This window comes from Pseudomonas sp. St290, assembly GCF_018325805.1.
GTDB lineage: Bacteria > Pseudomonadota > Gammaproteobacteria > Pseudomonadales > Pseudomonadaceae > Aquipseudomonas > Aquipseudomonas bijieensis.
Window position 1 is genome coordinate 982,300 of the sequence record NZ_AP014703.1, and the last position, 22,774, is coordinate 1,005,073.

The 22,774-nt window shown below is 59.6% G+C and carries 19 protein-coding genes and 1 other RNA gene; 9 read left to right on the forward strand and 11 right to left on the reverse strand.

The window, feature by feature from the left end; all coding sequences use genetic code 11:
- Positions 1–829: 829 nt before the first annotated feature.
- The 8 genes from PBDP_RS04130 to PBDP_RS04165 form a co-directional block, all read right to left on the reverse strand.
- The gene (locus PBDP_RS04130) at positions 830–2,086 is read right to left on the reverse strand and encodes an integrase domain-containing protein (RefSeq protein WP_212801867.1); all 1,257 of its coding nucleotides are present in this window, start codon (positions 2,084–2,086) and stop codon (positions 830–832) included.
- A 187-nt stretch (positions 2,087–2,273) separates the two neighbouring features.
- Positions 2,274–2,670: a transfer-messenger RNA gene (gene ssrA, locus PBDP_RS04135) on the reverse strand.
- Between the two features lie 94 nt (positions 2,671–2,764).
- Positions 2,765–3,055: a PA2433 domain-containing protein gene (locus PBDP_RS04140; RefSeq protein ID WP_116834143.1), complete on the reverse strand. Its 291-nt coding sequence runs from the start codon at positions 3,053–3,055 to the stop codon at positions 2,765–2,767.
- Between the two features lie 127 nt (positions 3,056–3,182).
- Positions 3,183–5,993, reverse strand: coding sequence for an FAD-binding and (Fe-S)-binding domain-containing protein (locus PBDP_RS04145; protein ID WP_212801868.1), 2,811 nt, complete (start codon positions 5,991–5,993; stop codon positions 3,183–3,185).
- Positions 5,990–6,661: a LutC/YkgG family protein gene (locus tag PBDP_RS04150; RefSeq protein WP_212801869.1), complete on the reverse strand. Its 672-nt coding sequence runs from the start codon at positions 6,659–6,661 to the stop codon at positions 5,990–5,992. Before PBDP_RS04150 ends, PBDP_RS04145 begins: the two co-directional genes overlap by 4 nt.
- A complete protein-coding gene (locus PBDP_RS04155) occupies positions 6,661–8,115 on the reverse strand; it encodes a LutB/LldF family L-lactate oxidation iron-sulfur protein (RefSeq protein ID WP_212801870.1) in 1,455 nt (484 codons plus the stop codon). The genes PBDP_RS04150 and PBDP_RS04155 overlap by 1 nt, the downstream gene beginning before the upstream one ends.
- Positions 8,112–8,936, reverse strand: a complete 825-nt coding sequence (locus PBDP_RS04160) for a (Fe-S)-binding protein (RefSeq protein WP_212801871.1) — start codon at positions 8,934–8,936, stop codon at positions 8,112–8,114. The genes PBDP_RS04155 and PBDP_RS04160 overlap by 4 nt, the downstream gene beginning before the upstream one ends.
- Positions 8,937–9,086: 150 nt before the next feature.
- Complete coding sequence (locus PBDP_RS04165; RefSeq protein ID WP_109753471.1) at positions 9,087–10,781, reverse strand: lactate permease LctP family transporter; 1,695 nt, start codon at positions 10,779–10,781, stop codon at positions 9,087–9,089.
- A gap of 261 nt (positions 10,782–11,042) precedes the next feature.
- Here PBDP_RS04165 and PBDP_RS04170 point away from each other — a divergent pair, with 261 nt between their 5' ends.
- The gene (locus PBDP_RS04170) at positions 11,043–11,810 is read left to right on the forward strand and encodes a GntR family transcriptional regulator (RefSeq protein ID WP_109753472.1); all 768 of its coding nucleotides are present in this window, start codon (positions 11,043–11,045) and stop codon (positions 11,808–11,810) included.
- 136 nt (positions 11,811–11,946) lie between these two features.
- Here the strand turns inward: PBDP_RS04170 and smpB are convergent, their stop codons facing one another.
- The gene (gene smpB / locus PBDP_RS04175; protein WP_030139770.1) at positions 11,947–12,429 is read right to left on the reverse strand and encodes an SsrA-binding protein SmpB; all 483 of its coding nucleotides are present in this window, start codon (positions 12,427–12,429) and stop codon (positions 11,947–11,949) included.
- Between the two features lie 118 nt (positions 12,430–12,547).
- On the opposite strand from smpB, the gene PBDP_RS04180 reads away from it, so the two are divergent.
- From PBDP_RS04180 to PBDP_RS04190, 3 genes are read left to right on the forward strand one after another with little or no spacing between them, the layout of a single operon-like run.
- Positions 12,548–13,951, forward strand: coding sequence for a sodium-dependent transporter (locus PBDP_RS04180; protein WP_109753718.1), 1,404 nt, complete (start codon positions 12,548–12,550; stop codon positions 13,949–13,951).
- A 7-nt stretch (positions 13,952–13,958) separates the two neighbouring features.
- Positions 13,959–14,402: a type II toxin-antitoxin system RatA family toxin gene (locus PBDP_RS04185; protein WP_116834150.1), complete on the forward strand. Its 444-nt coding sequence runs from the start codon at positions 13,959–13,961 to the stop codon at positions 14,400–14,402.
- Positions 14,399–14,701, forward strand: coding sequence for an RnfH family protein (locus PBDP_RS04190; RefSeq protein ID WP_212801872.1), 303 nt, complete (start codon positions 14,399–14,401; stop codon positions 14,699–14,701). The genes PBDP_RS04185 and PBDP_RS04190 overlap by 4 nt, the downstream gene beginning before the upstream one ends.
- A gap of 58 nt (positions 14,702–14,759) precedes the next feature.
- Here the strand turns inward: PBDP_RS04190 and PBDP_RS04195 are convergent, their stop codons facing one another.
- On the reverse strand, positions 14,760–15,287 hold the full coding sequence (locus PBDP_RS04195) for an outer membrane protein assembly factor BamE (protein WP_109753475.1): 528 nt from the start codon (positions 15,285–15,287) through the stop codon (positions 14,760–14,762).
- 97 nt (positions 15,288–15,384) lie between these two features.
- Between PBDP_RS04195 and fur the strand changes: the two genes are divergently transcribed.
- The gene (fur, locus tag PBDP_RS04200) at positions 15,385–15,789 is read left to right on the forward strand and encodes a ferric iron uptake transcriptional regulator (RefSeq protein ID WP_003197684.1); all 405 of its coding nucleotides are present in this window, start codon (positions 15,385–15,387) and stop codon (positions 15,787–15,789) included.
- Positions 15,790–15,863: 74 nt separating this feature from the next.
- On the opposite strand, the gene recN is transcribed toward fur, so the two are convergent.
- The gene (recN, locus tag PBDP_RS04205; RefSeq protein ID WP_109753476.1) at positions 15,864–17,537 is read right to left on the reverse strand and encodes a DNA repair protein RecN; all 1,674 of its coding nucleotides are present in this window, start codon (positions 17,535–17,537) and stop codon (positions 15,864–15,866) included.
- Positions 17,538–17,778: 241 nt separating this feature from the next.
- Between recN and grpE the strand changes: the two genes are divergently transcribed.
- From grpE to dapB, 4 genes are all read left to right on the forward strand, one after another.
- Positions 17,779–18,345 carry a nucleotide exchange factor GrpE gene (gene grpE, locus PBDP_RS04210; protein WP_109753477.1) on the forward strand — a complete coding sequence of 189 codons (567 nt, stop codon included), beginning with the start codon at positions 17,779–17,781 and terminating at the stop codon, positions 18,343–18,345.
- Between the two features lie 102 nt (positions 18,346–18,447).
- Positions 18,448–20,361 (forward strand): molecular chaperone DnaK, encoded by a 1,914-nt coding sequence (gene dnaK, locus PBDP_RS04215; RefSeq protein ID WP_109753478.1) that lies wholly within the window; start codon positions 18,448–18,450, stop codon positions 20,359–20,361.
- Positions 20,362–20,683: 322 nt separating this feature from the next.
- The gene (gene dnaJ / locus PBDP_RS04220; protein ID WP_109753479.1) at positions 20,684–21,808 is read left to right on the forward strand and encodes a molecular chaperone DnaJ; all 1,125 of its coding nucleotides are present in this window, start codon (positions 20,684–20,686) and stop codon (positions 21,806–21,808) included.
- Positions 21,809–21,817: 9 nt separating this feature from the next.
- Complete coding sequence (gene dapB / locus PBDP_RS04225; protein WP_212801873.1) at positions 21,818–22,624, forward strand: 4-hydroxy-tetrahydrodipicolinate reductase; 807 nt, start codon at positions 21,818–21,820, stop codon at positions 22,622–22,624.
- Positions 22,625–22,774: the final 150 nt, after the last annotated feature.

Consider the following 22,774-nt stretch of genomic DNA (forward strand, 5'->3'; position numbering starts at 1 on the left):
GGCTCCTTACGACCGGGAGCAGGGGCATCTCATGATCTGGCCTCCTTAACACCGTTGCCGGTGGGCGGGTGGAGGCAGCGCTGGCTGACGAAACCAGCGCCTGAAGATCCTGAACCGGGTGAACGCAGCAATGCGATGACCGGGGCATGCCTGACTGTCAGTCAGGTGCAGTCCATTCCCTCGTCTGCGGCACCATCATCTACAGCGCTGTTGCTGGTGACACTGGCGTTTGTCACGCCAATTGTCACGAGGGGGATTGCCGCAAAGCCCTGTGCGATCAGGGCTGCAGCAGTGGTAGAAGTGCCCGTCTCTTTCCAGGAGAAAGAGACGGGTGCAGGTTGGCGCAAGATTCGGCCAAGCGGATAGGTTGCTGCAGGGCAGCGAAGTAGGAAGTGTCGTCTGGCGCACGAGGGCCATGATCTGAAGTAGGCATCCATCACCGGGGAGGTGACCGGGCGAGCTGCCGGACGCGAATCGCCTTTTGGGGGGAACCACCGCGGGAGCGGCGTGACCTTCAAGGTTCGGGCCACCTGGGTTGCTGTCATCGACAGCGCTTGCACGGCCAGTTCTACGCTTGTGGATAAACCCGGTCAAGGTTCGAAATTCAGCGCCACTTTGGACTTGAAGAACGGTTATCCACCGTTGGAATTCCGTGGTAAATCCTGGACATCGTTTTGGCTTTTAGCTTTTCAAAGTGAGGTCCTTCCAAACAGGGCGGCTTTGCAGCCCTGTTTGGAAGGACCCGTGCTTAAAAGCGGATAAGCGAAGATGCTTGCCCCGAATCTTGAGCGCTCAGTTGTCGCTGCTGCCGTTCTTGCGCCGTACAGAGCTAGCGGATCGGCACCACGTTCTTGTCTCTGACTTGGCCGTATGCGGAGGCGAGCAGACTGCCGGTGGCGGCTTTCTGGATGTACTCACTCCACCACGCCATCATCGGACGCCGGCGCTCGATGTAGTCGGCTCGGTTGTAGGCGCTGCGCACCTCATCCTTGTCGACGTGCGCCAGTGCGACCTCAATGAGTTCCGGGTCCCACCCATGTTCATTCAGAATGGTGCTGGCCATCGAGCGCATGCCGTGGCTGACCAATCGATCCTGGAACCCCATGCGTTTCAACGCCATGTTGGCGGTCTGGCTATTGGCGTGGGTGCGTGGATTTCTGTCTGCCGGGAAGACGTATTCGCGATGGCCGCTGTGAGTTTTCAGTGACTCCAGAAGTGCGACAGCGTGATCACTCAGCGGGATGCTATGTGGACGACGCTTCTTCATCCGCTCCGGTGGGATAGTCCAAACACGCCTTTCAAAGTCGATGTCTACCCAGCGAGTAGTTGCCGCCTCGGCGGGGCGAGTCATCGTGTGCAACTGCCATTCGATGAGGCAACGGGTGGTGCGTTTGATGCTGGCGTTTGCGATCTCCAGCATGAGCTCGGGGAGCTCTTCGGGCGGAAGCGCGGCCATGTTTTCTTTCTTGGGCTTCTTGAAGACTGCCCTGATACCGCTGAGTGGGTTGGCGAAGATCAGACCGGAGTTCACCCCGTAGGTCATGATCTCGTTAAGCCGCTGGCTAAGACGTTTGACCGTCTCCAGGCTGCCTTTCGCTTCGATTGGACGAAGCAATGCGATCACCATCGGCGCGGTGATTTTCGCGAGTGGTGTCGTCTTCAAATCGGGGAACACGTGCAGCGTGAGAGACCGCCAAATGTCCTCGGCGTAGGCAGGGGTGACCGAGTCTTTCTTGAGCTCGAACCAGGCGGTGGCCACGTTCTCGAAGGTGTGTTCTGTTTCTGCGCGCTTGGCTTCATTCAGCGTATTGCGCTGCACCTTCGGATCGATGCCCTGGGCGAGCAGCTCGCGCGCTTCGACTGCCTTCTTCCGTGCGTTCGCTAGTGACAGTTCGGGGTAGGTCCCGAAGCCGATGTTGATGCGCTTTTTGGTGAGCGGTTCGCGGTAGTTGAAATTCCACAGCAACGAGCCGTTGCTGCGTACGCGGAGCTGCAAACCGTCACCGTCGGTGAGGACGTAATCCTTGGACGCGGGTTTGACTCCCTTGAGCTGTCGATCGGAGAGGCGGAGGTTTTGGGCAGGCATGAGATTGTCCTCAGGCACTGATTCGGTATTCCAAAGATTAGCACCGGATGGGCTGGAATACCGTTTGGAATACCCGAATGGCTGGAACTCAAAAAAACTCAGAGGACCGCAAAAGCGCTGGAGGCCGCGTATTTACTGGATCTCAGGCACAAAAAAAGACGTCCTTGGACGTCTTTTTTTGATCATTTGGTGGAGCCGGGGGATTTGAACCCCCGTCCGCCAGTACTCCGCTGTCGGTACTACATGCGTAGCCGTGTCTATTAAGTTAACCCTCAGCGACCCGACGGGCAGGGTGCTTTGGGCGAGTTGTGTAAGTTTTAGCCGCTTCGTCCACAACGTACTGCACGGCGATTCTGTTCTATATGACAATCACTTTGGGTTTACAGACATCCCCTGGTGATTGCTGGACCCGAAGGTACCAGAAGCTCAGGATCTAAGGCTGCTTACGCAGCGATAGCGTATTCCTGGCCGTAGGTTTCGTCATTGGCAACTATAGGAAGTTGCAACAGTGGATTTACGAGTTCTGTTACCAACTCGGCATGCACCTAAAGTTTCGCAACCGGCGTCGAATCCTAAACGGCCCCGAGCCTGGCGCTTCTTGAAGCTATTGAAGCGGCAAGCATCTGCAGTGTACGCCAATCCGCGTCCGAGGCCAACCCGAAGGTTGGCCCGAGGCGGTCAGGAGTTTTTACCGTCTTTACTGACCTTCTGGATATCCTGGATGGTCTGGGTGGTTTCGGAAATGCATTTTTCGGTGCCTTCCTTGGTGTTCTGGGCTTGATGCGCCTTGGCTTGCTGGACGCTGGCCTCAACGCGTGCACTGACGTCCGGCGCCTTGATTTGGTTTTTGGCGTTGGCAATGGTTTGCAGGTTGGCCTCACAGAGATCTTCGGTGCCGCCAGCGGCAAACGAGGACGACGCCAGCATGGAGGCAGTGACGAACAGACCTAGCAGTACAGAGCGTTTCATGTGTCTCTCCTTGAACCGAGGGCGCAGGCATCGCCGGCCATCAGTACGGCTACCAATTTAGGGACGGTCCCGCATTTGCGGGACTTGATCAGTGGACTGCGACCCTGCGCCAGGGTTCTATTTTTCTTCAGGTCGCCCTGGCCTGGGTCACCCGATCCACCAAGTAGACCAGCCCGTGGTAGTCAATGGCGCCGTGCTGCGTAAGACCGATCTCACAGGTGCGGCTGGTGGAAATCCCTTCGCTGCAATGCTGCACCGCGTCCTTGAGCGTGCGCAGCGAATGGGCGTTCAACTCCGGTGTGGTGAAGCCTTTGTCGCCAGCGAAACCGCAGCAGTGAATGCCTTCCGGGATGACCACGTTCTTGCTGCACTTGCGCGCCAGGTCGATCAGCGCCTGGCTTTCGCCAAGGTGCTGCGTGCTGCACGTGACGTGCACCGCGATGGGCGCTTCTTGGGGGGTGAAGTCGAGACGATCCATCAGATGGGTGCGAATGAAGCGCACCGGGTCGTACAGATCCAGGCGCACATCGCCAAGGTCCTGGACCAGCCGCAACGTGCAGGGGCTGGTGTCGCAGTAGATCGGATCGAGCCCGCCGCGGCTGGCATGCAGCAATGCGCCGATCAGTTCCTGGCGTTTGTGCTCGGCCTGTTCGACGTAGCCTTTGGATGCAAAAGGTTGGCCGCAGCAGAGGCTGTCCACGTTGTCGGGAAAGATGACCTGGTAGCCGGCCTTTTCCAGCAGTCGTTGGGTTTTTTCGTACAGCGACATCTGCTCTTTATCCCCCGCAGCCGGGCCCATCACCCGCGACACGCACGCCGCCAGGTACACCACCCTCGGGCGTTCGTCCGACACGGCAATGCTTACGCGGATGGCCTTTTCCGGCTGGGGCATGGCGTTGGTCCACTGCGGAACCTGGCCCTTGGATAGACGCGTCAATGAGGCCGACAGTTTCGCCAGGCGGGGCGCTCCCAGCAGCATGCGCGCACCGTTGGCGACGTGCAGGACGAAGCGCGCGCCTTGCAATGTGGTGGCGAAATTTCCTTCAATCCAATCGGCAGTTTTCGTCCTTGTCGCGTCACGGCTGCGCAGCTTTTTCACCAGCTCGCCGGTATTGATGCCTACCGGGCAACGTTGTGCACACAAGCCTGTAGCGGCGCAGGTATCGATGCCCTGGTATTGGTAGGCTCGTTCCAGTTCGTTGGTGTCGGTGCCGGCGCGTTTCTTCGCCTGAATATCGCGCCAGATCACGATGCGCTGGCGCGGGCTCAAGGTCAGATCCTTGGATGGACACACCGGTTCACAGAAGCCGCACTCGATGCACTTGTCCACAATCTCATCGGCGGCCGGCAGCGGTTTGAGGTGCTTGAGGTGGATCTGCGGATCTTCGCTGAGCACCACGTCCGGGTTGAGGATGCCGTTGGGATCGAGCAGGCGTTTGAGTTGCCACATCAATTGATAGGCATCGCTGCCCCATTCCAGCTCGACGAACGGCGCCATGTTGCGCCCGGTGCCGTGTTCGGCCTTCAGCGAACCGCCGAATTCCACCGCCACCAATTGCGCCACGTCATCCATGAACGCCTGGTAGCGTGCGACTTCTTCAGGGTTGTTGAAGCCTTGGGTGAAGACGAAGTGCAGATTGCCTTCCAGCGCATGTCCGAAAAGGATCGCTTCGTCGTAGTGATGTTTGTCGAACAACTCGATCAGGCGGTTCACGCCGATGGCCAGTTGTTCCACCGGAAAGGTCACGTCTTCGATGATGACCGTGGTCCCGGTTTTGCGTACGGCGCCCACGGCTGGAAAGGTGTCTTTACGGATCGCCCAGAGCCGGGCGTTTTCCCGTGGGTCTTCGGTAAAGTCGACCTGTTTTTCCACTGGGAAGCCGGCCAGCGAGGCCATGATTCGGGTCAGTTGCTCTTGTAGCAACGACGAGGAGGCGGCGCGGGATTCGATCAGCAGGGCGCAGGCATTGATCGACAGATGCTGTACGAAATCCGGCATGCCCGGCTTGTCCTGCACCGAGCGCAGGCTGCGGCGGTCCAGCAGTTCCACGGCCGAGACGGGCTGGCTCTTCAGCACGGTGACGGCGTTGCAGCAGGTTTCCACATCCGGGAACACAATCAGCGCCGAGGCTTTGTTCGGATGGTCGATGACGGTGTTGTAGGTCACCGCGCTGATGAAACCCAGGGTGCCTTCGGAGCCCACCAGCAGGTGGCTCAAGATATCCACAGGCTCGTCGAAATCCACCAGGGCATTGAGTGACAGGCCGGTGGTATTTTTCAGACGGTATTTGTGGCGAATTCGCGCAGCCAGTTCGGTGTTGGCGCGGGTTTCGCGACCCAGATTGGCCAGGCGTTCCAGCAGTTCGCCATGGCTTGTACGAAAAGCCGCCACGCTGGCGTCGTCTTCGGTGTCCAGACGCGTGCCATCGGCCAGTACCAGGCGGATGCCGGCCAAGGTGTGATAGGTGTTCTGCGCGGTGCCGCAGCACATGCCACTGGCGTTGTTGGCGACAATACCGCCGATCTTGCAGGCGTTGATCGAGGCTGGATCAGGGCCGATCTTGCGCCCGAACGGTGCCAGCCAGGCGTTGGCCTGGGCGCCGATCACGCCGGGTTGCAAGCGAATCTGTGTACCTTGTTTGCGAATCTCGCGGCCGTTCCAGTTATCCCCAAGCACAATCAGCACCGAGTCGCTGATGGCTTGTCCGGACAGGCTGGTGCCGGCGGCACGGAAGGTGACCGGGACCTGGTCCCGTTGGGCCAGTTTCAGCAGGGCGATCACTTCATCTTCGGACTCGACCCGTACCACCAGTTTCGGAATCAGCCGATAGAAACTGGCGTCGGTGCCGAAGGCCAAGGTCGACAGCGGATCGTCGAAACGTCGTTTTTGCGGAATCAGTTGCTGTACGTCACGCAGGAAAGAGGCCGGAAGGGTCATTGGTCCTCCAGAATCAAAACCACCAGATCCTTTGGACCATGGGCGCCATAGGCCAGGACTTGTTCGATGTCGGCGGTCTTGGACGGGCCGGACACCAGCAGGGCGTTGGTGGGCATGCCTTGGGCCCATTCGAATTCCTGCTGCACCTCATAGAAGTTGTCGCGGATTTCGCTGGCCTTGAGCAGAGCGAAATGCACCGGTGGCACCAGGCTCATCAGGCGCGGCTCTTCCCGGGTAGGCCAGAGGATCAGGCTGCCGGTAGCGGCGATGGCGCCGAGGGTTCCGGTCAGACTGGCCGGGGTGTCATTGAATAACTCGGCCTTCCATTCCTCTATTGGCCGGTCGTAGGCCTTGAGAGTTGGCAGGTCTGGATTGTTCGCCCAGAACTGTGTGATTTTTTGCCCGTGCGGCGTGGTCGGGGCGATGAGCAGGCTCGGCAGCTGGCGGTCACGCAGCAACTGCGCCAGCAGCGCGGGCCAGTCGTCACCGGACGTCAGATGGATTTCGGTGTGCACCGCCTCCATCAGCTTGCGCAATTGCGGGATACGTTCCTCGGGCGCATAGCGGTAGGTTTGTGTCACCAGCTCGACATCGAAGTTGTCGGCAACCGGTGTGGCACCTGTCAGGCTTTTACGCAGCTTGGCGAGGATATTGTCCTTGGCGCTCATCAACGGTCTCCCTGCTGGTTCAGGTGTTCGCGGGCCAGGTCATGCAATGAGCGGGCGGCGGGTTTGGGGGCACTGTGGTTCTGGGTCCACGGGCCGACGTTTTTAGGCGTCAGGGCGCGCAGGCGCGTGGCGAGGAAACCGAACAGCCGATACAGCCGCGGCGAACTGTTGAGCCGGGCCCAGGCATTCCAGATGAAGCGTTCCTTGGGCGAGTATTTGCTGCCCTGGCCGCGCATCACTTGGTTGGGGCTGTCCGGCGCCTTGACGTTTTCTTCCCGCAGCCGCCGCAGCAAAGCCGGGATTGGAATTTTTACCGGGCACACTTCACCGCAAGCGCCGCACAGTGAAGACGCGCTCGGGTGGTCCGGCACCTTGGCCAGGCCGACCATGTGCGGCGTGATGATTTTTCCGATAGGCCCCGGGTACACCTCGCCGTAGGCATGACCGCCGATTCGGGTATAGACCGGGCAATGATTCATACAGGCACCGCAGCGGATGCAGTTCAGGGTCTGGCGCAATTCGCTGTCGGCAAACGCCTGGCTGCGACCGTTGTCCAGTAGCACCAGGTGAACCTCTTGGGGGCCATCCAGTTCGTCAGGCTTGCGTGGGCCGGAGATCATGTTGACGTAAGTGGTGATCGGCTGGCCGAGGGCCGAGCGGGTCAGCAGTGAAAGCAGTGGCACGACATCGCGCAGGTTTTCCACGACTTTTTCGATGCCGGTCACGGCGATGTGCACCGGCGGTACGGTGGTGGACATCCGCCCGTTGCCTTCGTTTTCCACCAGCAGCAGCGTGCCGGTTTCGGCGACGGCGAAGTTGACGCCGGAGACGCCGATGTCGGCTTCAAAGAATTTCTGCCGCAATACCTTGCGACCGATCTGAATGAGTTGGTCAACGTCCTTGGTGTACTCCACGCCGAGTTTGTCGTGGAACAAGGACGCGACCTGACCGGCGTTCTTGTGGATCGCCGGCATAATGATGTGTGAAGGCTTCTCGTGATCGAGCTGGACGATGTACTCCCCCATGTCGGACTCGAGACATTCAATGTCCCGAGCCTCGAGGAAATGGTTCATCTCCATCTCTTCGCTGACCATCGATTTGCCCTTGATCACTTGCCGCGCCTCGTGAGCCCGGATGATCGAGAGGACGATGCCATTGGCCTCGTCCACCGTCTCCGCCCAGTGCACGTTCACACCGTTGCGGGTCAGGTTGGTTTCAAGTTGCTCGAGCAGGTCGGGCAGCTTGGATAACGCGCGGGCGCGGACCGCATTGCCCAGCACCCGCAGGTGTTCTCTTTCGTGGGCATCGCTGAAGGACGTTGCCCGCTTGGTCATCAGTGAATCCATCGCGCTGCGAAAGTTGTTTCGCAGTTGCGTGTCGTCCAAAGCCTTGTGGGCCCGGGCGCGAAAATCTTCCTGCACCTCAATGGTCGGGATCAGCGTCGGCGTGCTCATGCGGCACCTCCGGTACGCTGCCAGAGGAAACTCGCCAGATGCTGGCCGCGTAACGCCTCCTGCTGTTTTTCCAGCGCGCCGTTGATGTTCATCAAGCAACCGCAGTCGGCGCTGACGACCTGATGTGCGCCGGATTCCTTCAGCGCTCGGGTCTTGTCGGCCACCATCGCACCGGAAATATCCGGCATGCGCACGCTGAACGTCCCACCAAAACCACAGCATTCACTTTCGTGGCCGTGCTCGACGCGTTCCACATTGCACAACTGCGCGAGCAATGCGCGACCGTGCAGGTGGGTGTTCATTTCACGCCGTGCCGAGCAGGACGTGTGCAGCGCGATTTTTACCGGCTTGCCGCTGTCCTGCAGCTGCACCTTGCAGACAAACAGCAGGAATTCGGCCAGTTCATAGGTCCGGGCCGCCAGGGCCTGGACCTGCTTGAGCGTCTCCGGCTCGTCCTTGAACAAATCTGCGTAATGCTCGCGTAGCATGCCGGCGCAGGAACCCGAGGGCACCACCACCGGATAATCTTCGGCAAACAAGGCCAGTTGCGCCCGCGCCACCGTCCGCGCCTGCTCGGTGTAGCCCGAGGTGTAGGCCGGTTGGCCGCAGCAACTTTGCCCTTGCGGGTAGTCCACCCGGATCCCTTCGCGCTCCAGCAGATGAATCGCATCCATCCCCGCTTCGGGATAGAACAGGTCCACCACGCACGTTCCGAACAGGTAGACCCGACGAGGTTTCTCGCTGGGGTACTGCCGAGGTTCGGGCAATGGCGGGGCGACGCGGGTCGCGTTGGGTACGGCGTTGTAAAAAAGCTCGCTCATCAGGCGTGTCTCCGGGTGGTCCCGGTTATCCGTCCGCTGAGGCTGCTGAATATAGCCAGGAAATCTTTCAGCAGCCTTGCAGACCCGGTTGTGAATAGCAGACGCCGAATCACGGTTCGGCGTCGGTTTTTCCAGTATTGCGTGTAGGACTTAATGAACCAGCATGCCGGTGAACCAGTAGGCCTGTGCCAACGTGATCAGGCCGACAATCGTTGCAAAGAATAGGCTGTGTTTGAGGGTGAAACGGAACAGATCCGATTCCTTGCCCACCAGCCCGGTAGCCGCGCAGGCCACTGCAATCGATTGTGGCGAAATCATCTTGCCGGTCACGCCGCCACTGGTGTTCGCCGCGACGAGCAAGGTGTCGTTGACGCCGAGTTGGTGCGCGGTGGTGGCTTGCAGCGAGCTGAACAGGGCGTTGGACGAAGTATCGGAACCGGTCAGGAACACACCCAGCCAACCCAGGAACGGCGAGAAGAACGGGAACGCCGCGCCTGTTCCAGCCAGCACCAGGGCCATGGTCGACGACATGCCCGAGAAGTTGGTAACGAAGGCGAACGCCAGCACCATACCGATGGACAGGATCGGCCAGCGCAGTTCGAAAAAGGTCTCTTTAAAAGTGGTAAGACCAGTTTTGATGTTGATCTTCAGCACCAGCATCGAGATCAGCGCGGAGAAGAAAATCGCCGTGCCGGTCGCGGAAATCGGGTCAAGCTTGAACACGGCCGGAATGGCGGTGGGGTTGATCACGATGGGTGCGACCTTGATCACCATCTGGTCCAGGTGCGGGATGGCGAAGTTGAACACCCAGCCGTACATGGACCCGCCAGCGGCGAACATCGCCTTGAACGGTTTCAGGGTCCAGATCGTCACCAGCACGGTCAGGATCAGGAACGGCGACCAGGCCTTGATAATTTCCCCCAGGCTGTAGGGCGAAGCCACGGTGCTGCGCGGTTGGCCGAAACCGCCGGCGCTGGCGGTAACCGCTGCGCTGGCAGTGGCGCCGGCAATCTGGGCGCCCGCGGTGCGCTTGGGCTGCCAGACTTTCAGGAACAGGGTCAGGGAAATCAGGCTGGCCAGGGCCGAGGTGATGTCCGGCAGTTCCGGGCCAATGAAGTTGGACGTGAAGTATTGGGTAATGGCGAAGCTCAAGCCTGCCACCAGCGCGGCTGGCCAGGTTTCCCGCACGCCGCGCAGGCCGTCCATCATGAACACCAGCCAGAACGGCACGAACAGCGATAGCAAGGGCAGTTGGCGACCGGTCATGGCGCCGATCTTGAAGGCGTCGATCCCGGTGACCTGGCCGGCCACGATAATTGGAATACCCAGCGCGCCAAACGCTACCGGGGCAGTGTTGGCGATCAGGCACAGACCCGCGGCGTACAGGGGGTTGAAGCCCAGGCCGACCAGCAGGGCGGCAGTGATTGCCACCGGAGCACCAAAACCGGCGGCGCCTTCCAGGAACGCGCCGAAGCAAAAGCCGATCAACAGCACTTGCAGGCGTTGGTCATCGGTAATCGACAGCACCGAGCTGCGAATCACCTCGAACTGACCACTCTTGACCGTCAGTTTGTAGAGGAACACGGCGGCGACAATGATCCAGGCGATGGGCCACAGGCCATAGGCAAAACCATAGCCGGCGGCGGCAAACGCCATGTCCGCAGGCATGTTGAACGCGAAAATCGCCACGGCAATGGCCAGGGCCAGGGTGATGCTGCCGGCCACGTGCCCCTTGAGGCGAAACACCGCCAGGGCCAGGAAGAAAAATACGATGGGAATGACGGCCGCGAGTGCGGACAAGCCAAGGCTGCCGAGCGGGCTGTAGAGCTGTTGCCAGGTTTGCATAGTGGGTGGGCCCCTAATTGTTGTTGGTCAGGCACTGCCAGCGTTTTGGTTAATTGGTAATACCAATTTACAATCGCTGTTGGCTAGGGTAAAAGCCTTGGTTGTCGTGTGTCAATTTGCCGCCCTGAAACTTTCGTCGAATAAGCGGTGCAGACGGCATCTGATCCGTTGATGCAAACGGTTTTTGATGGGTGTGGATAAGCCCCGGATGGGCCAGAATAGAGAGCCCGGCGAGCCGTCGGGATCGTGGAGAATCGAGTTATGGGGTTTGATCAGATTCGTCAGCGCCGTTTGTCTGACGATATTGTCGAGCGGCTTGAAGGAATGATCCTCGAGGGCACGTTGAAGTCCGGTGAGCGGTTGCCGGCTGAGCGGGCTCTGGCTGAACAGTTCGGCGTGTCACGCCCTTCGTTGCGCGAGGCGATCCAGAAACTGGCGGCCAAGGGCCTGCTGGTCAGTCGCCAGGGCGGCGGCAATTATGTGGTGGAGTCGCTGGGCTCGACGTTCAGTGATCCGCTGTTGCAATTGCTGGAGAGCAACCCCGAGGCGCAGCGTGACTTGCTGGAGTTTCGCCATACGCTGGAAGCCTCCTGCGCGTACTACGCAGCACTGCGGGCCACGGATGTGGACCGCGAGCGGCTGACGGCGGCGTTCGAAGCGCTACAGGATTGTTATTCGCGCCACGAAGAGGTGAGTCGGGCAGAGGAGGGCGCGGCGGATGCCCGGTTTCACTTGGCGATTGCTGAAGCCAGTCACAATGCGGTGTTGTTGCACACCATTCGTGGGTTGTTCGACCTGCTCAAGCGCAACGTGGTGACCAACATCGGCGGCATGTACAAGCAGCGCAGTGAAACCCGCGACATGCTGATCAGCCAGCATCGAGAATTGTATCAAGCCATTATGGATGGGCACGCCGAGCTGGCTCGGGAAGTGTCGAGCCGGCATATCTTGTATGTGCAGGAAGTCTTGGAAGAGGTGCGCCAGGAAGTGCAGCGGGTGGCGCGGGCGGAGCGGCGTAAAGGCATGTAGCTGTGGGTTCTTGGAGTGAATGCGGAACCTGTGGGAGCGAGCCTGCTCGCGAAGCGGTGTGTCTGGCACATCAATGTCGGATGTGACACCGTCATCGCGAGCAGGCTCGCTCCCACACTGGATGCGGTAGAGCGGGCTAGTCTTCCTTACCCTTGTTGCGCACCGCGCGCTGCAACTCGCGACCGGCGTCGCGTTCGCGTTCGGTATCGCGCTTGTCGTATTCCTTCTTGCCCTTGCCCAGCGCAATTTCGCACTTGATCAAGTGCTTGCTCCAGTACAGTGACGTACAGACGCAGGCGTAGCCTTTCTGCTGCACGGACGCGAAGAGTTTTTCCAGCTCGCGCTTGTTGAGCAGCAGCTTGCGCGAGCGCACCGGATCGGCGATCACGTGGGTGCTGGCGGTTGTCAGCGGCGTGATATGACTGCCCAGCAGCCAGGCTTCGCCGTCCTTGAGCAGCACATAACTGTCAACCAGCTGCGCCTTGCCGGCACGCAAGCTCTTTACTTCCCAACCGGCCAGGACCATGCCAGCCTCGAAACGCTGTTCGATGAAGTAATCGTGTCGCGCCTTTTTATTTTGCGCGATGGTCCCTGTGGGGTGTTTCTTCTGTTTAGCCATAGGGGCGGCATTATAGGCAGTTGCGTGCGTGTCGGCTACGGTGAAGCTGCGTGCTTGAGCACGTTGAGTGAATCCCGGACAATGCGGCCTCTTTTTTGAACGCTTGGGCGTGATCACGATGTCGACAGACAAGGTTTCTGTCCACGGCAGTTGGGCTAGCCGTTGGGTCTTCATACTCGCGGCGACCGGTTCTGCCGTGGGGCTGGGTAGTATCTGGAAGTTTCCGTACATGGTCGGCGTCTACGGTGGCGGCGCCTTCGTACTGATGTTCCTGGCGTGCATTGCGCTCATCGGCGCTCCGGTGATGCTGGCTGAAACCCTGATTGGTCGTCGGGCCCGGCAAAGCCCGGCCAATGCCCTGAAGGTGCTGGCGGTGGAAGCGGGGCATTCGACCAAATGGTCGTGGGGCGCCTTCGCCGGGATGATCACGGCGCTGTTGATCCTGTCTTTCTATAGCGTGGTCGGTGGCTGGTCGCTGGACTACATCATCGACATGGGGCGCGGGGACTTCCAGGGGGCCACGCCGGATCAGGTGGGCGCCTATTTCGGCAACGTGATCTCCGATCCCTGGAGGCTGACCCTCTGGCACACGATCTTCATGGTGCTTTCGGCGGTGGTGATTGCCCGGGGCGTGGTCGCCGGGCTTGAGCGCAGCCTGCGGATCATGATGCCGTTGCTGTTCGTGATGATCCTGGTGCTGCTGGGCTACAGCATGACCACTGGGCATTTCATGGAAGGCGTGCACTTCATGTTCGACTTCCAGCCAGAGAAAGTCCTGGATGGCCTTTTACCGGCGATGGGGCACGCGTTTTTCTCCCTGAGCGTCGGGGTCGGCTCGATCATGATCTACGGCGCCTACATGCCCAAGAACGCATCCTTGACCCGGACCGTCTTTGGCGTGGCACTGCTGGATACCTTCGTGTCGCTGTTGGCGGGCGTGGCATTGTTTCCGATTGTGTTCGCCGCTGGCCTGAACCCGAGCGAGGGGCCGGGGTTGATGTTTGTCAGCCTGCCCTTTGCCTTCGGCAGCATGGCCTTCGGCCAATTGATGGGCGTGGTGTTTTTTGTCCTGGTGGCCATCGCGGCCTGGAGCTCGGCCATTTCCCTGCTGGAACCCATGGTGGCCTACTTGGTTGAACGGACCCGCATCAGCCGCGCCTGGGTGACCTTCTGGCTGGCTTTCACCTGCTGGTTTGTCGGCCTGGGCACGGTGTTTTCCTTCAATATATGGAAGCAAGCGAAGTTTTTCGTGAACGAAGGCGGGTTGTTTCATCTCTACCAGTGGGGCGCAACCGGAGGACTGGATTTCTTCGGCGTGATTGATTTCTTCACATCACGGATCATGCTGCCATTGGGTGGTTTGTGTTTCGTGGTGTTTGCAGGATGGGTCATGGGGCGTGAAGCGGTGCGTGATGAATTGTCGCTGCGCAGCCCGGTTTTGTTTGCCTTGAGCCTGTTCTTGATGCGCTATGTGGCGCCCATCGGCATTCTCGTAGTGTTTGCCGCCCAGCTGTGGAAGTGACGCTTACATGACGACACATATTCAACGCTCAGCCTTGCTGCCCTACCCGGCGCAGGCGCTGTACGACCTGGTCAACGATGTGGCGAGCTACCCGGAGTTCCTGCCGTGGTGCGCATCCGCCGAGGTGCTGGAGAGCTCTGAAATTCATATGCGCGCCAGCCTCAACATTGCCAAGAGCGGCTTGAGCCAGCGTTTCGTCACGCGCAATACGCTGGTGCCAGGGCAATCCATCGAGATGAACCTGGAAGAGGGGCCCTTCAATCAGCTCCACGGCGTCTGGGTGTTCAAGCCGCTGGGCGATAAGGCCTGCAAGATCAGCCTGGACCTGTCGTTCGACTACGCCGGCCCATTGGTGCGAGCGACGTTGGGGCCGCTGTTCAATCAGGCCGCCAATACCCTGGTCGACGCGTTCTGCCAGCGGGCCAAGCAGAATGCCGAGCTCAAGCGTTGATTGAGATAGATGTGGTGTATGCCAGCGTCGACCGCCAGGTCCTGCGCACATTTGCCATGCCGCAAGGCACGAGTGTTCGCGCGGCGCTGAAGGCATCGGGCATTACCGATGCGTTCCCGGAACTGGATCTGGCGACCTGCCCGGTGGGGATTTTTGGCAAAGTGGTCGCCGATCCTGATCGGCAGGTGGTCCAGGCGGGTGATCGGCTGGAGATTTATCGACCTTTGCTGGCCGATCCTAAAGAAATTCGTCGATTGCGGGCGGCCAAGGCCGCTCAAGCGCGCCAATCCGATCAGTAACCCGCTTGAATCGCAGGCAATAAAAAACCCGGCATGCCGGGTTTTTTCATGTTGCGACTTATTGCGGCGAAGTATCCAGGGGCTCTGGTGTCGGGACTGGTACGGTCTCGACTTTGTCCACGTCCTTCTGGATCTGGTCCAGCAACGAACCTGGCTTGGCCGGTTTTTCCGGTTTCGGCTGTTCGGCGTTCTGAGTCGGATCGGTAACGGTAGTGCCGCTATCCTTGCCCATGATGGCCTCGTCGCGGCTCACGCCGGGCATGAAATCGCCCGACAGGCTGACGAGTTGGTCGTTAGAGTTGAAGATAACGCTGATGCGTTCCTGTTGGCGCTCGCCGCCGCCTGGCTGCAAGCTGTACAGATAATCCCAGCGATCGGCGTGGAACGTGTCGGTCAACAGAGGGTTACCCATGATAAACCGTACTTGCCGACGGGTCATTCCCGGGCGTAACTGGTCTATCATGTCCTGCGTGACGACATTGCCCTGCTGGATGTCGATTTTGTAAACCCCGGGGAATGAACAACCGGCGAGTGCGAGCAGTCCCACAAAGGTGAAACTGGTTAGCAAGAGCTTGGTGTTTTGCATCGGTGGGCGACTTCCACTATCTTGGCTGGGACAACGTAAACGCCGATCATACCCGCATTAAGAGAAGCTGCGAAGCAGCATCGCGAGAAAGCTGACCATGGTTGAAAATAGCGAACTACGCAAAGCCGGCCTCAAAGTGACCCTGCCAAGGGTCAAGATTCTGCAAATGCTCGATTCCGCCGAGCAACGCCACATGAGTGCCGAGGATGTCTACAAGGCGCTTATGGAGGCTGGTGAGGACGTCGGTCTGGCCACGGTTTACCGTGTTCTGACCCAGTTCGAGGCAGCTGGCCTTGTGGTGCGGCATAACTTCGACGGAGGCCACGCGGTCTTCGAGCTGGACGACGGCAAGCATCACGACCATATGGTCAACGTCGAGACCAGTGAAGTGATCGAATTCTTCGACGAAGAAATCGAGCGGCTGCAGAAAGCAATCGTCGACAAGTATGGCTTCGAGATGGTTGATCACAATCTCGTGCTGTACGTACGCAAGAAAAAGTAAGCATGTCGCGCGGACTTAAGGTTCGCGAAACGAACGAAGGCGACCCCAGGGTCGCCTTCGTGCTTTCTACGTTCTCAGATTTTCGCGGTAACGACCATTTTTTTCGCGTGGGCCAGGGATTCCTTGGTGAGGTCGATACCTCCGAGCATTCGCGCCACCTCTTCCACGCGCTCATTTTTGTTGAGTTTGGACACAGCGGTGCGGGTGGCGTCCTCGCCACGCACTTTGTGCACGAACAAATGCTGGTGTCCCTGGGCGGCGACTTGGGGCAGGTGGGTAACCGTCAGCACTTGGCCACGCTCACCCAGTCGGCGCAGCAGTTGGCCGACAATTTCCGCGGTTGGGCCGCCGATGCCTACGTCCACTTCGTCGAATACCAGCGTCGGCACGCGAGAGGTCTGTGCGGTGATGACCTGGATAGCCAGGCTGATTCGTGACAATTCGCCGCCGGAGGCGACTTTGGCCAGGGCCTTGAGTGGTTGTCCGGGGTTGGCGCTGACCAGCAATTCCACTTGCTCAAGTCCATTGGGCTGGAGCTCGTCGCCGGCATTGGGGCGCAATTCGATGGTGAAGCGCCCGCCGGGCATGCCCAGGCGCTGGATTTCCTGCTCAACGGCGCAGGCCAGCCCTGTTGCGGCCTGCCGGCGCAGTTCACTGAGTTCCTTGGCCTTTTCCTGATAATGACGGGCATAAGAAGCCAGTTCGTCCCCCAGGCGTTCGATGGATTCATCGTTGGCGTTCAGGGTTTCCAGTTCGTCCAGTAGCCGCTGCTGGAGCTCGGCAACATCGGTCGGCTGGATGCGGTGCTTGCGCGCCAGCGTATAGATGGTGTCCAGGCGTTCTTCCAGGTATTGCAGGCGTGCCGGGTCGGCATCGAAATGATCGAGGAAGCGATTCAGCTCCCCGACGGCCTCTTCGACCTGGATCTGCGCACTCGTCAGCAGGTTGGTCGCTTCGTTCAAGGCGCCCACCGAATTGTTCACGCTGGAGAGTCGGTTCAGGCTCGCTGTCAGTGCATTGAGCACATTGCCCGAATCGCTCTCACTGCATTGCTCGACCACTTGGCGGCAGATACCCAGCAAGGTTTCGGCGTTGGTCAGGTTCTTGTGTTCCTGCTCCAGCTCTTCCAGTTCATTTTCACCCAGGGCCAGGTTCTCCAGCTCTTCGAGCTGGTAGCTCAGCAACTGGTGACGGGCGCGTTGTTCGTCGCCGGAGTTGGAGAGTCGATCCAGTTCCTGCCGGGTCTGGCGCCAGCGTTGGGCCGCCAGTTGGACCTGCCGGGCCAGGTCCGTGGCGCCGGCATACTCATCCAGCAAGCGGCGGTGGGTGTCGGTCTTGAGCAGGGATTGGTGTTCATGCTGGCTGTGGATGTCGATCAGCAGTTCGCCAAGGGCCTTGAGATCGCCCAAGGGGCAGGGCGTGCCGTTGATATAGCCTCGGGAACGGCCTTCGGCGGTGATAACCCGGCGAAGGATGCACAGGCCATCGGTGTCCAGGTCGCGCTCGGCCAGCCAGGCGCTGGCCTCGGGGATGTCGACCAGGTCGAACGTCGCCAGGATGTCGGCCTTGTCTGCTCCGGGGCGCACTACGCCACTGTCGGCGCGGTCGCCCAGCGTCAGGCCCAGGGCATCGAGCATGATCGACTTGCCCGCGCCGGTTTCACCGGTGATCACGCTCATGCCTCGGTCAAGTTCGAGGTCGAGATGTTCGACGATGGCGTAGTTGTGTACGGACAGGTGCACCAGCATAAGGCCGCTCCCAGGCTTTAGGTCTGGTTATTTATACAGTGTTTTGTTTCGGCCTGACAATGCCCTCGCTTAGCTCGATTTGCTTGGGCGGAGGATTTTCTTAGCGCTTCGAGGAATGACTATGCAGCTGTTTTTTGTAAGGTTAATTCGTCAGATGGCCCTTGAAGCTGGAAAACCCGACCCCATATACCGGGGCAGAAGCGCGAGTCGAGCTCGCGGACGAAGTTGAGAGGAGAAATCTATGGCTGACGAACAGACGCAGGATACGCAAAATCTAGACGCCAACCAGGCTTCCCAGGATTCCGGTGAAGACCTGGCGGCACGTGTACAAGTGCTCGAAGAGCAACTGGCCGGTGCGCAGGATCAGGCGTTGCGTGTAGCAGCCGACCTGCAGAATGTCCGCCGTCGCGCCGAGCAAGATGTAGAGAAGGCTCATAAATTTGCCTTGGAGCGTTTCGCTGGCGACCTGCTGCCGATCATCGACAGCCTGGAGCGCGGCCTGGAACTGTCCAACCCGGATGACGAAAACATCCGTCCGATGCGTGAAGGCATCGAGCTGACCCTGAAAATGTTCCAGGACACCCTCAAGCGTTATCAGCTCGAAGCCCTCGACCCCCATGGCGAACCCTTCAATGCCGAGCACCATCAGGCCATGGCGATGCAGGAAAGTGCCGACGTCGAGCCAAACAGCGTCCTGAAGGTTTTCCAGAAGGGTTACCTGCTCAACGGTCGTCTGTTGCGCCCGGCCATGGTCGTGGTCAGCAAGACGCCAGCACCGGTTTCGCCTTCTATTGATGAGCAGGCTTGAAATCGGTCGTAGCGGCCCCATCTATTAAGTCAAGCGTTTAAGTGCTACCGCAGTTAGCCACCACTGCTGCGGCAACAAAATCCAAGTTCCGGGAGAGTTAACATGGGCAAGATTATCGGCATCGACCTGGGGACCACCAACTCGTGCGTCTCCGTGCTGGAAAACGGCAAGGCCAAAGTTATCGAGAACGCTGAAGGCGCGCGTACCACGCCGTCGATCATCGCTTACGCCAACGATGGCGAGATTCTGGTTGGCCAGTCGGCCAAGCGTCAGGCAGTGACCAATCCGCATAACACCCTGTACGCGGTGAAGCGTCTGATCGGTCGCAAGTTCGACGAAGAAGTCGTTCAGAAAGACATCAAGATGGTGCCTTACAAAATCGCCAAGGCTGACAATGGCGACGCCTGGGTTGAAGTGAACGGCCAGAAAATGGCACCGCCACAGATCTCGGCTGAAATTCTCAAGAAAATGAAGAAGACCGCTGAGGATTATCTCGGCGAAGCCGTGACCGAAGCGGTCATCACCGTTCCTGCATACTTCAACGACAGCCAGCGCCAGGCGACCAAAGACGCCGGCCGCATCGCGGGCCTGGACGTAAAACGTATCATCAACGAACCAACCGCGGCTGCTCTGGCCTACGGTATGGACAAGGCCAAGGGCGATCACACCGTGATCGTTTATGACCTGGGCGGCGGTACCTTCGACGTCTCTGTGATCGAGATCGCTGAAGTCGATGGCGAACACCAGTTCGAAGTACTGGCGACCAACGGTGACACCTTCCTCGGTGGTGAAGACTTCGACATCCGCTTGATCGACTACCTCGTCGACGAGTTCAAGAAAGAAAGCGGCATGAACCTCAAGGGTGACCCGCTGGCCATGCAGCGCCTGAAAGAAGCCGCTGAAAAAGCCAAGATCGAACTGTCCTCGAGCCAGTCGACCGACGTGAACCTGCCGTACATCACCGCAGACGCCACCGGTCCTAAGCACCTGAACGTAAAAATCTCCCGCGCCAAGCTTGAAGCGCTGGTGGAAGACCTGGTTCAGCGCACCATCGAGCCTTGCCGCATTGCGATGAAAGATGCCGGTATCGACGTTGGCTCGATCAACGACGTGATCCTGGTTGGCGGCCAGACCCGTATGCCGCTGGTTCAGAAGCTGGTGACCGACTTCTTCGGCAAAGAAGCGCGTAAGGACGTGAACCCGGACGAAGCCGTTGCCATGGGTGCTGCCATCCAGGGCGCCGTTCTGGCCGGTGATGTGAAGGACGTTCTGCTGCTCGACGTCAGCCCGCTGACCCTGGGTATCGAAACCATGGGTGGCGTGATGACCGCGCTGATCGAGAAAAACACCACGATTCCTACCAAGAAATCCCAAGTGTTCTCGACTGCTGACGATAACCAGGGCGCCGTGACCATCCATGTGCTGCAAGGTGAGCGCAAGCAGGCTGCCCAGAACAAATCCCTGGGCAAGTTCGACCTGGCCGAGATTCCACCGGCTCCACGTGGCGTGCCACAAATCGAAGTGACCTTCGACATCGACGCCAACGGCATCCTGCATGTCGGCGCGAAAGACAAGGCCACCGGCAAGACCCAGTCGATCGTGATCAAGGCCAACTCCGGTCTGTCCGAGGAAGAAATTCAGCAGATGGTTCGCGATGCTGAAGTCAACGCCGAGGAAGACCGCAAGTTCGAAGAACTGGCTAGCGCCCGCAACCAGGGCGACGCCCTGGTGCACTCGACCCGCAAGATGATCGCCGATGCTGGCGAGAAAGTGACCGCGGAAGAGAAAACCGCTATCGAAGCGGCTGTGGTTGCCCTGGAAGCTGCCGTCAAAGGCGACGACAAGGCTGCCATCGAGGCGAAGATCGAAGAGTTGTCCAAGGTCTCCGCTCCAGTGGCCCAGAAGATGTACGCCGAGCAGGCTCAGCCCGCTGAAGGCGCAGCCCAGGGCGAGTCGGCCGAAAAAGCCGACGATGTCGTTGACGCTGAGTTCGAAGAAGTGAAAGACCACAAGTAATCGCTTGTTGGTCGGCCGGTTGACTGCATTTGTGCGGTGGCTGGTAGGATGTCGCCGCGCGGGAGCTTGCTCCCGCGTTGGCGTGTCTGGAGTCAGTGAATTTTTACAGCATGCGACAACGCTCGGATGCTGGCGGTGTGATCGGGAATGCTCCTGCTTTCCGAACGACATACACCGCGTTTTGGCCGGGTCCCTGGCTGAAAGATTAAAGACCAGGATCGTTGAATCGACGTGAGTTGGGTCCGGGCCTGTATTGGGGCTCAACGAGTTTGGCAAGGTTCAGGAGAGGTTTGCCGGACGTCCTATAAGAGTGCAAAGACTAATGGCAAAGCGTGACTTTTACGAAGTATTGGGTGTCGAGCGGGGGGCCAGCGAGGCAGACCTGAAAAAGGCCTATCGTCGCCTGGCGATGAAGCACCACCCGGACCGTAATCCCGGCGACAAAGCGTCGGAAGAGATGTTCAAGGAGGCCAACGAGGCCTACGAAGTACTGTCCGATTCCAGTAAACGCGCGGCTTACGACCAGTACGGTCATGCCGGTGTCGACCCAAGCATGGGTGGCGGCGGTGCCGGTTTTGGCGGTCAGAATTTCTCCGATATTTTCGGCGATGTGTTCAGCGATTTCTTCGGTGGCGGTCGCGGCGGTGCCCGTGGTGGCGCCCAGCGTGGCAGTGACCTGCGTTACACGTTGGAGTTGGACCTGGAAGAGGCGGTGCGCGGTACTACCGTGAATATCCGTGTTCCGACACTGGTCAATTGCAAGCCGTGCGATGGCTCGGGTGCCAAGAAGGGGTCCTCGCCTGTTACGTGCCCAACCTGCGGCGGCATCGGCCAGGTCCGCATGCAACAGGGCTTCTTCTCGGTGCAGCAGACCTGCCCGCGTTGCCATGGCCAGGGCAAGATCATTTCCGACCCGTGCGACTCCTGCCACGGTGAAGGGCGTGTCGAAGAGTACAAGACGCTGTCGGTGAAAGTGCCGGCCGGGGTCGATACCGGTGACCGCATTCGTCTGTCCGGCGAAGGCGAGGCGGGTGCCCAGGGTGGCCCGACTGGCGACCTGTACGTGGTCATCAACGTGCGCGAGCATTCGATTTTCCAACGTGACGGCAAGCACCTGTTCTGCGAAGTGCCGATCAGCTTCGTCGATGCTGCCTTGGGCGGTGAGCTTGAGATCCCGACCCTCGACGGTCGCGTCAAGTTGAAAATCCCCGAGGGTACGCAGACCGGCAAGCAGTTCCGGATTCGTGGCAAGGGCGTTGCACCAGTGCGTGGTGGCGGCGCGGGTGACCTGATGTGCCGCGTGGCGGTGGAGACTCCGGTCAACCTGAGTCGGCGCCAGCGTGAGTTGCTGGAGGAGTTTCGCAGCTCGCTGGCCGATGACAACAGTCACTCCCCGAAAACCACCGGCTGGTTCGAAGGCGTGAAGCGCTTCTTCGGCGACCTGTAAGGAGTTGGCATGCGACGTATAGCTGTGATGGGCGCTGCGGGGCGCATGGGCAAGGCGCTGGTCGAGGCGGTGCAGCAGCGCTCTCCGCTCTCCGGCCTGACGGCAGCCATTGTGCGGCCCGACAGTACGCTGGTGGGTGCCGATGCTGGCGAGCTGGCCTCGCTGGGGCGTATCGGTGTGCCGATGTCCGGTGGCCTGGAGAAGGTGCTCGACGAGTTCGATGTGCTGATCGACTTCACCCTGCCGGACGTGATGCTGAAAAACCTCGCGATCTGCCGCAAACATGGCAAGGCCATGGTGATCGGCACGACGGGGCTGGATACCGCGCAAAAGCAGTTGCTGGCCGATGCGGGCAAAGACATTGCGATCGTGTTCGCGGCGAACTTCAGCGTGGGTGTGAACCTGTCACTGAAGCTGCTGGAGATGACGGCCCGGGTCTTGGGTGACGATGCGGATATCGAAATCATCGAGGCGCACCACCGCCACAAGATCGACGCGCCTTCGGGAACGGCCTTGCGCATGGGGGAAGTGATTGCCGATACGCTGGGTCGCGATCTGCAGGAAGTGGCCGTGTATGGGCGCCAGGGGCATACCGGTGCTCGTGAGCGCGATACCATCGGTTTCGCCACTGTGCGCGGTGGCGATGTGGTGGGCGACCATACCGTGCTGTTCGCCACTGAGGGCGAGCGCCTGGAAATCACCCACAAGGCATCGAGCCGGATGACCTTCGCCAAGGGTGCCGTACGTGCTGCGCTGTGGCTGGATGGCCGCGAGCCGGGTTTGTACGACATGCAGGACGTTCTCGACCTGCGTTGATGCCATTGAACGCGGGGTTCAGGTTATACTGAGCCCCGTTTTACACCGCTTCGCGACGGCCTGTCGCATTCCCCTGCCTTTAAGGCTCATTAGCGGTGGACCAAAAAAGCCTTTTTCTGTAAGCTACAGCTTTAGTGTGTCCACTAAAAG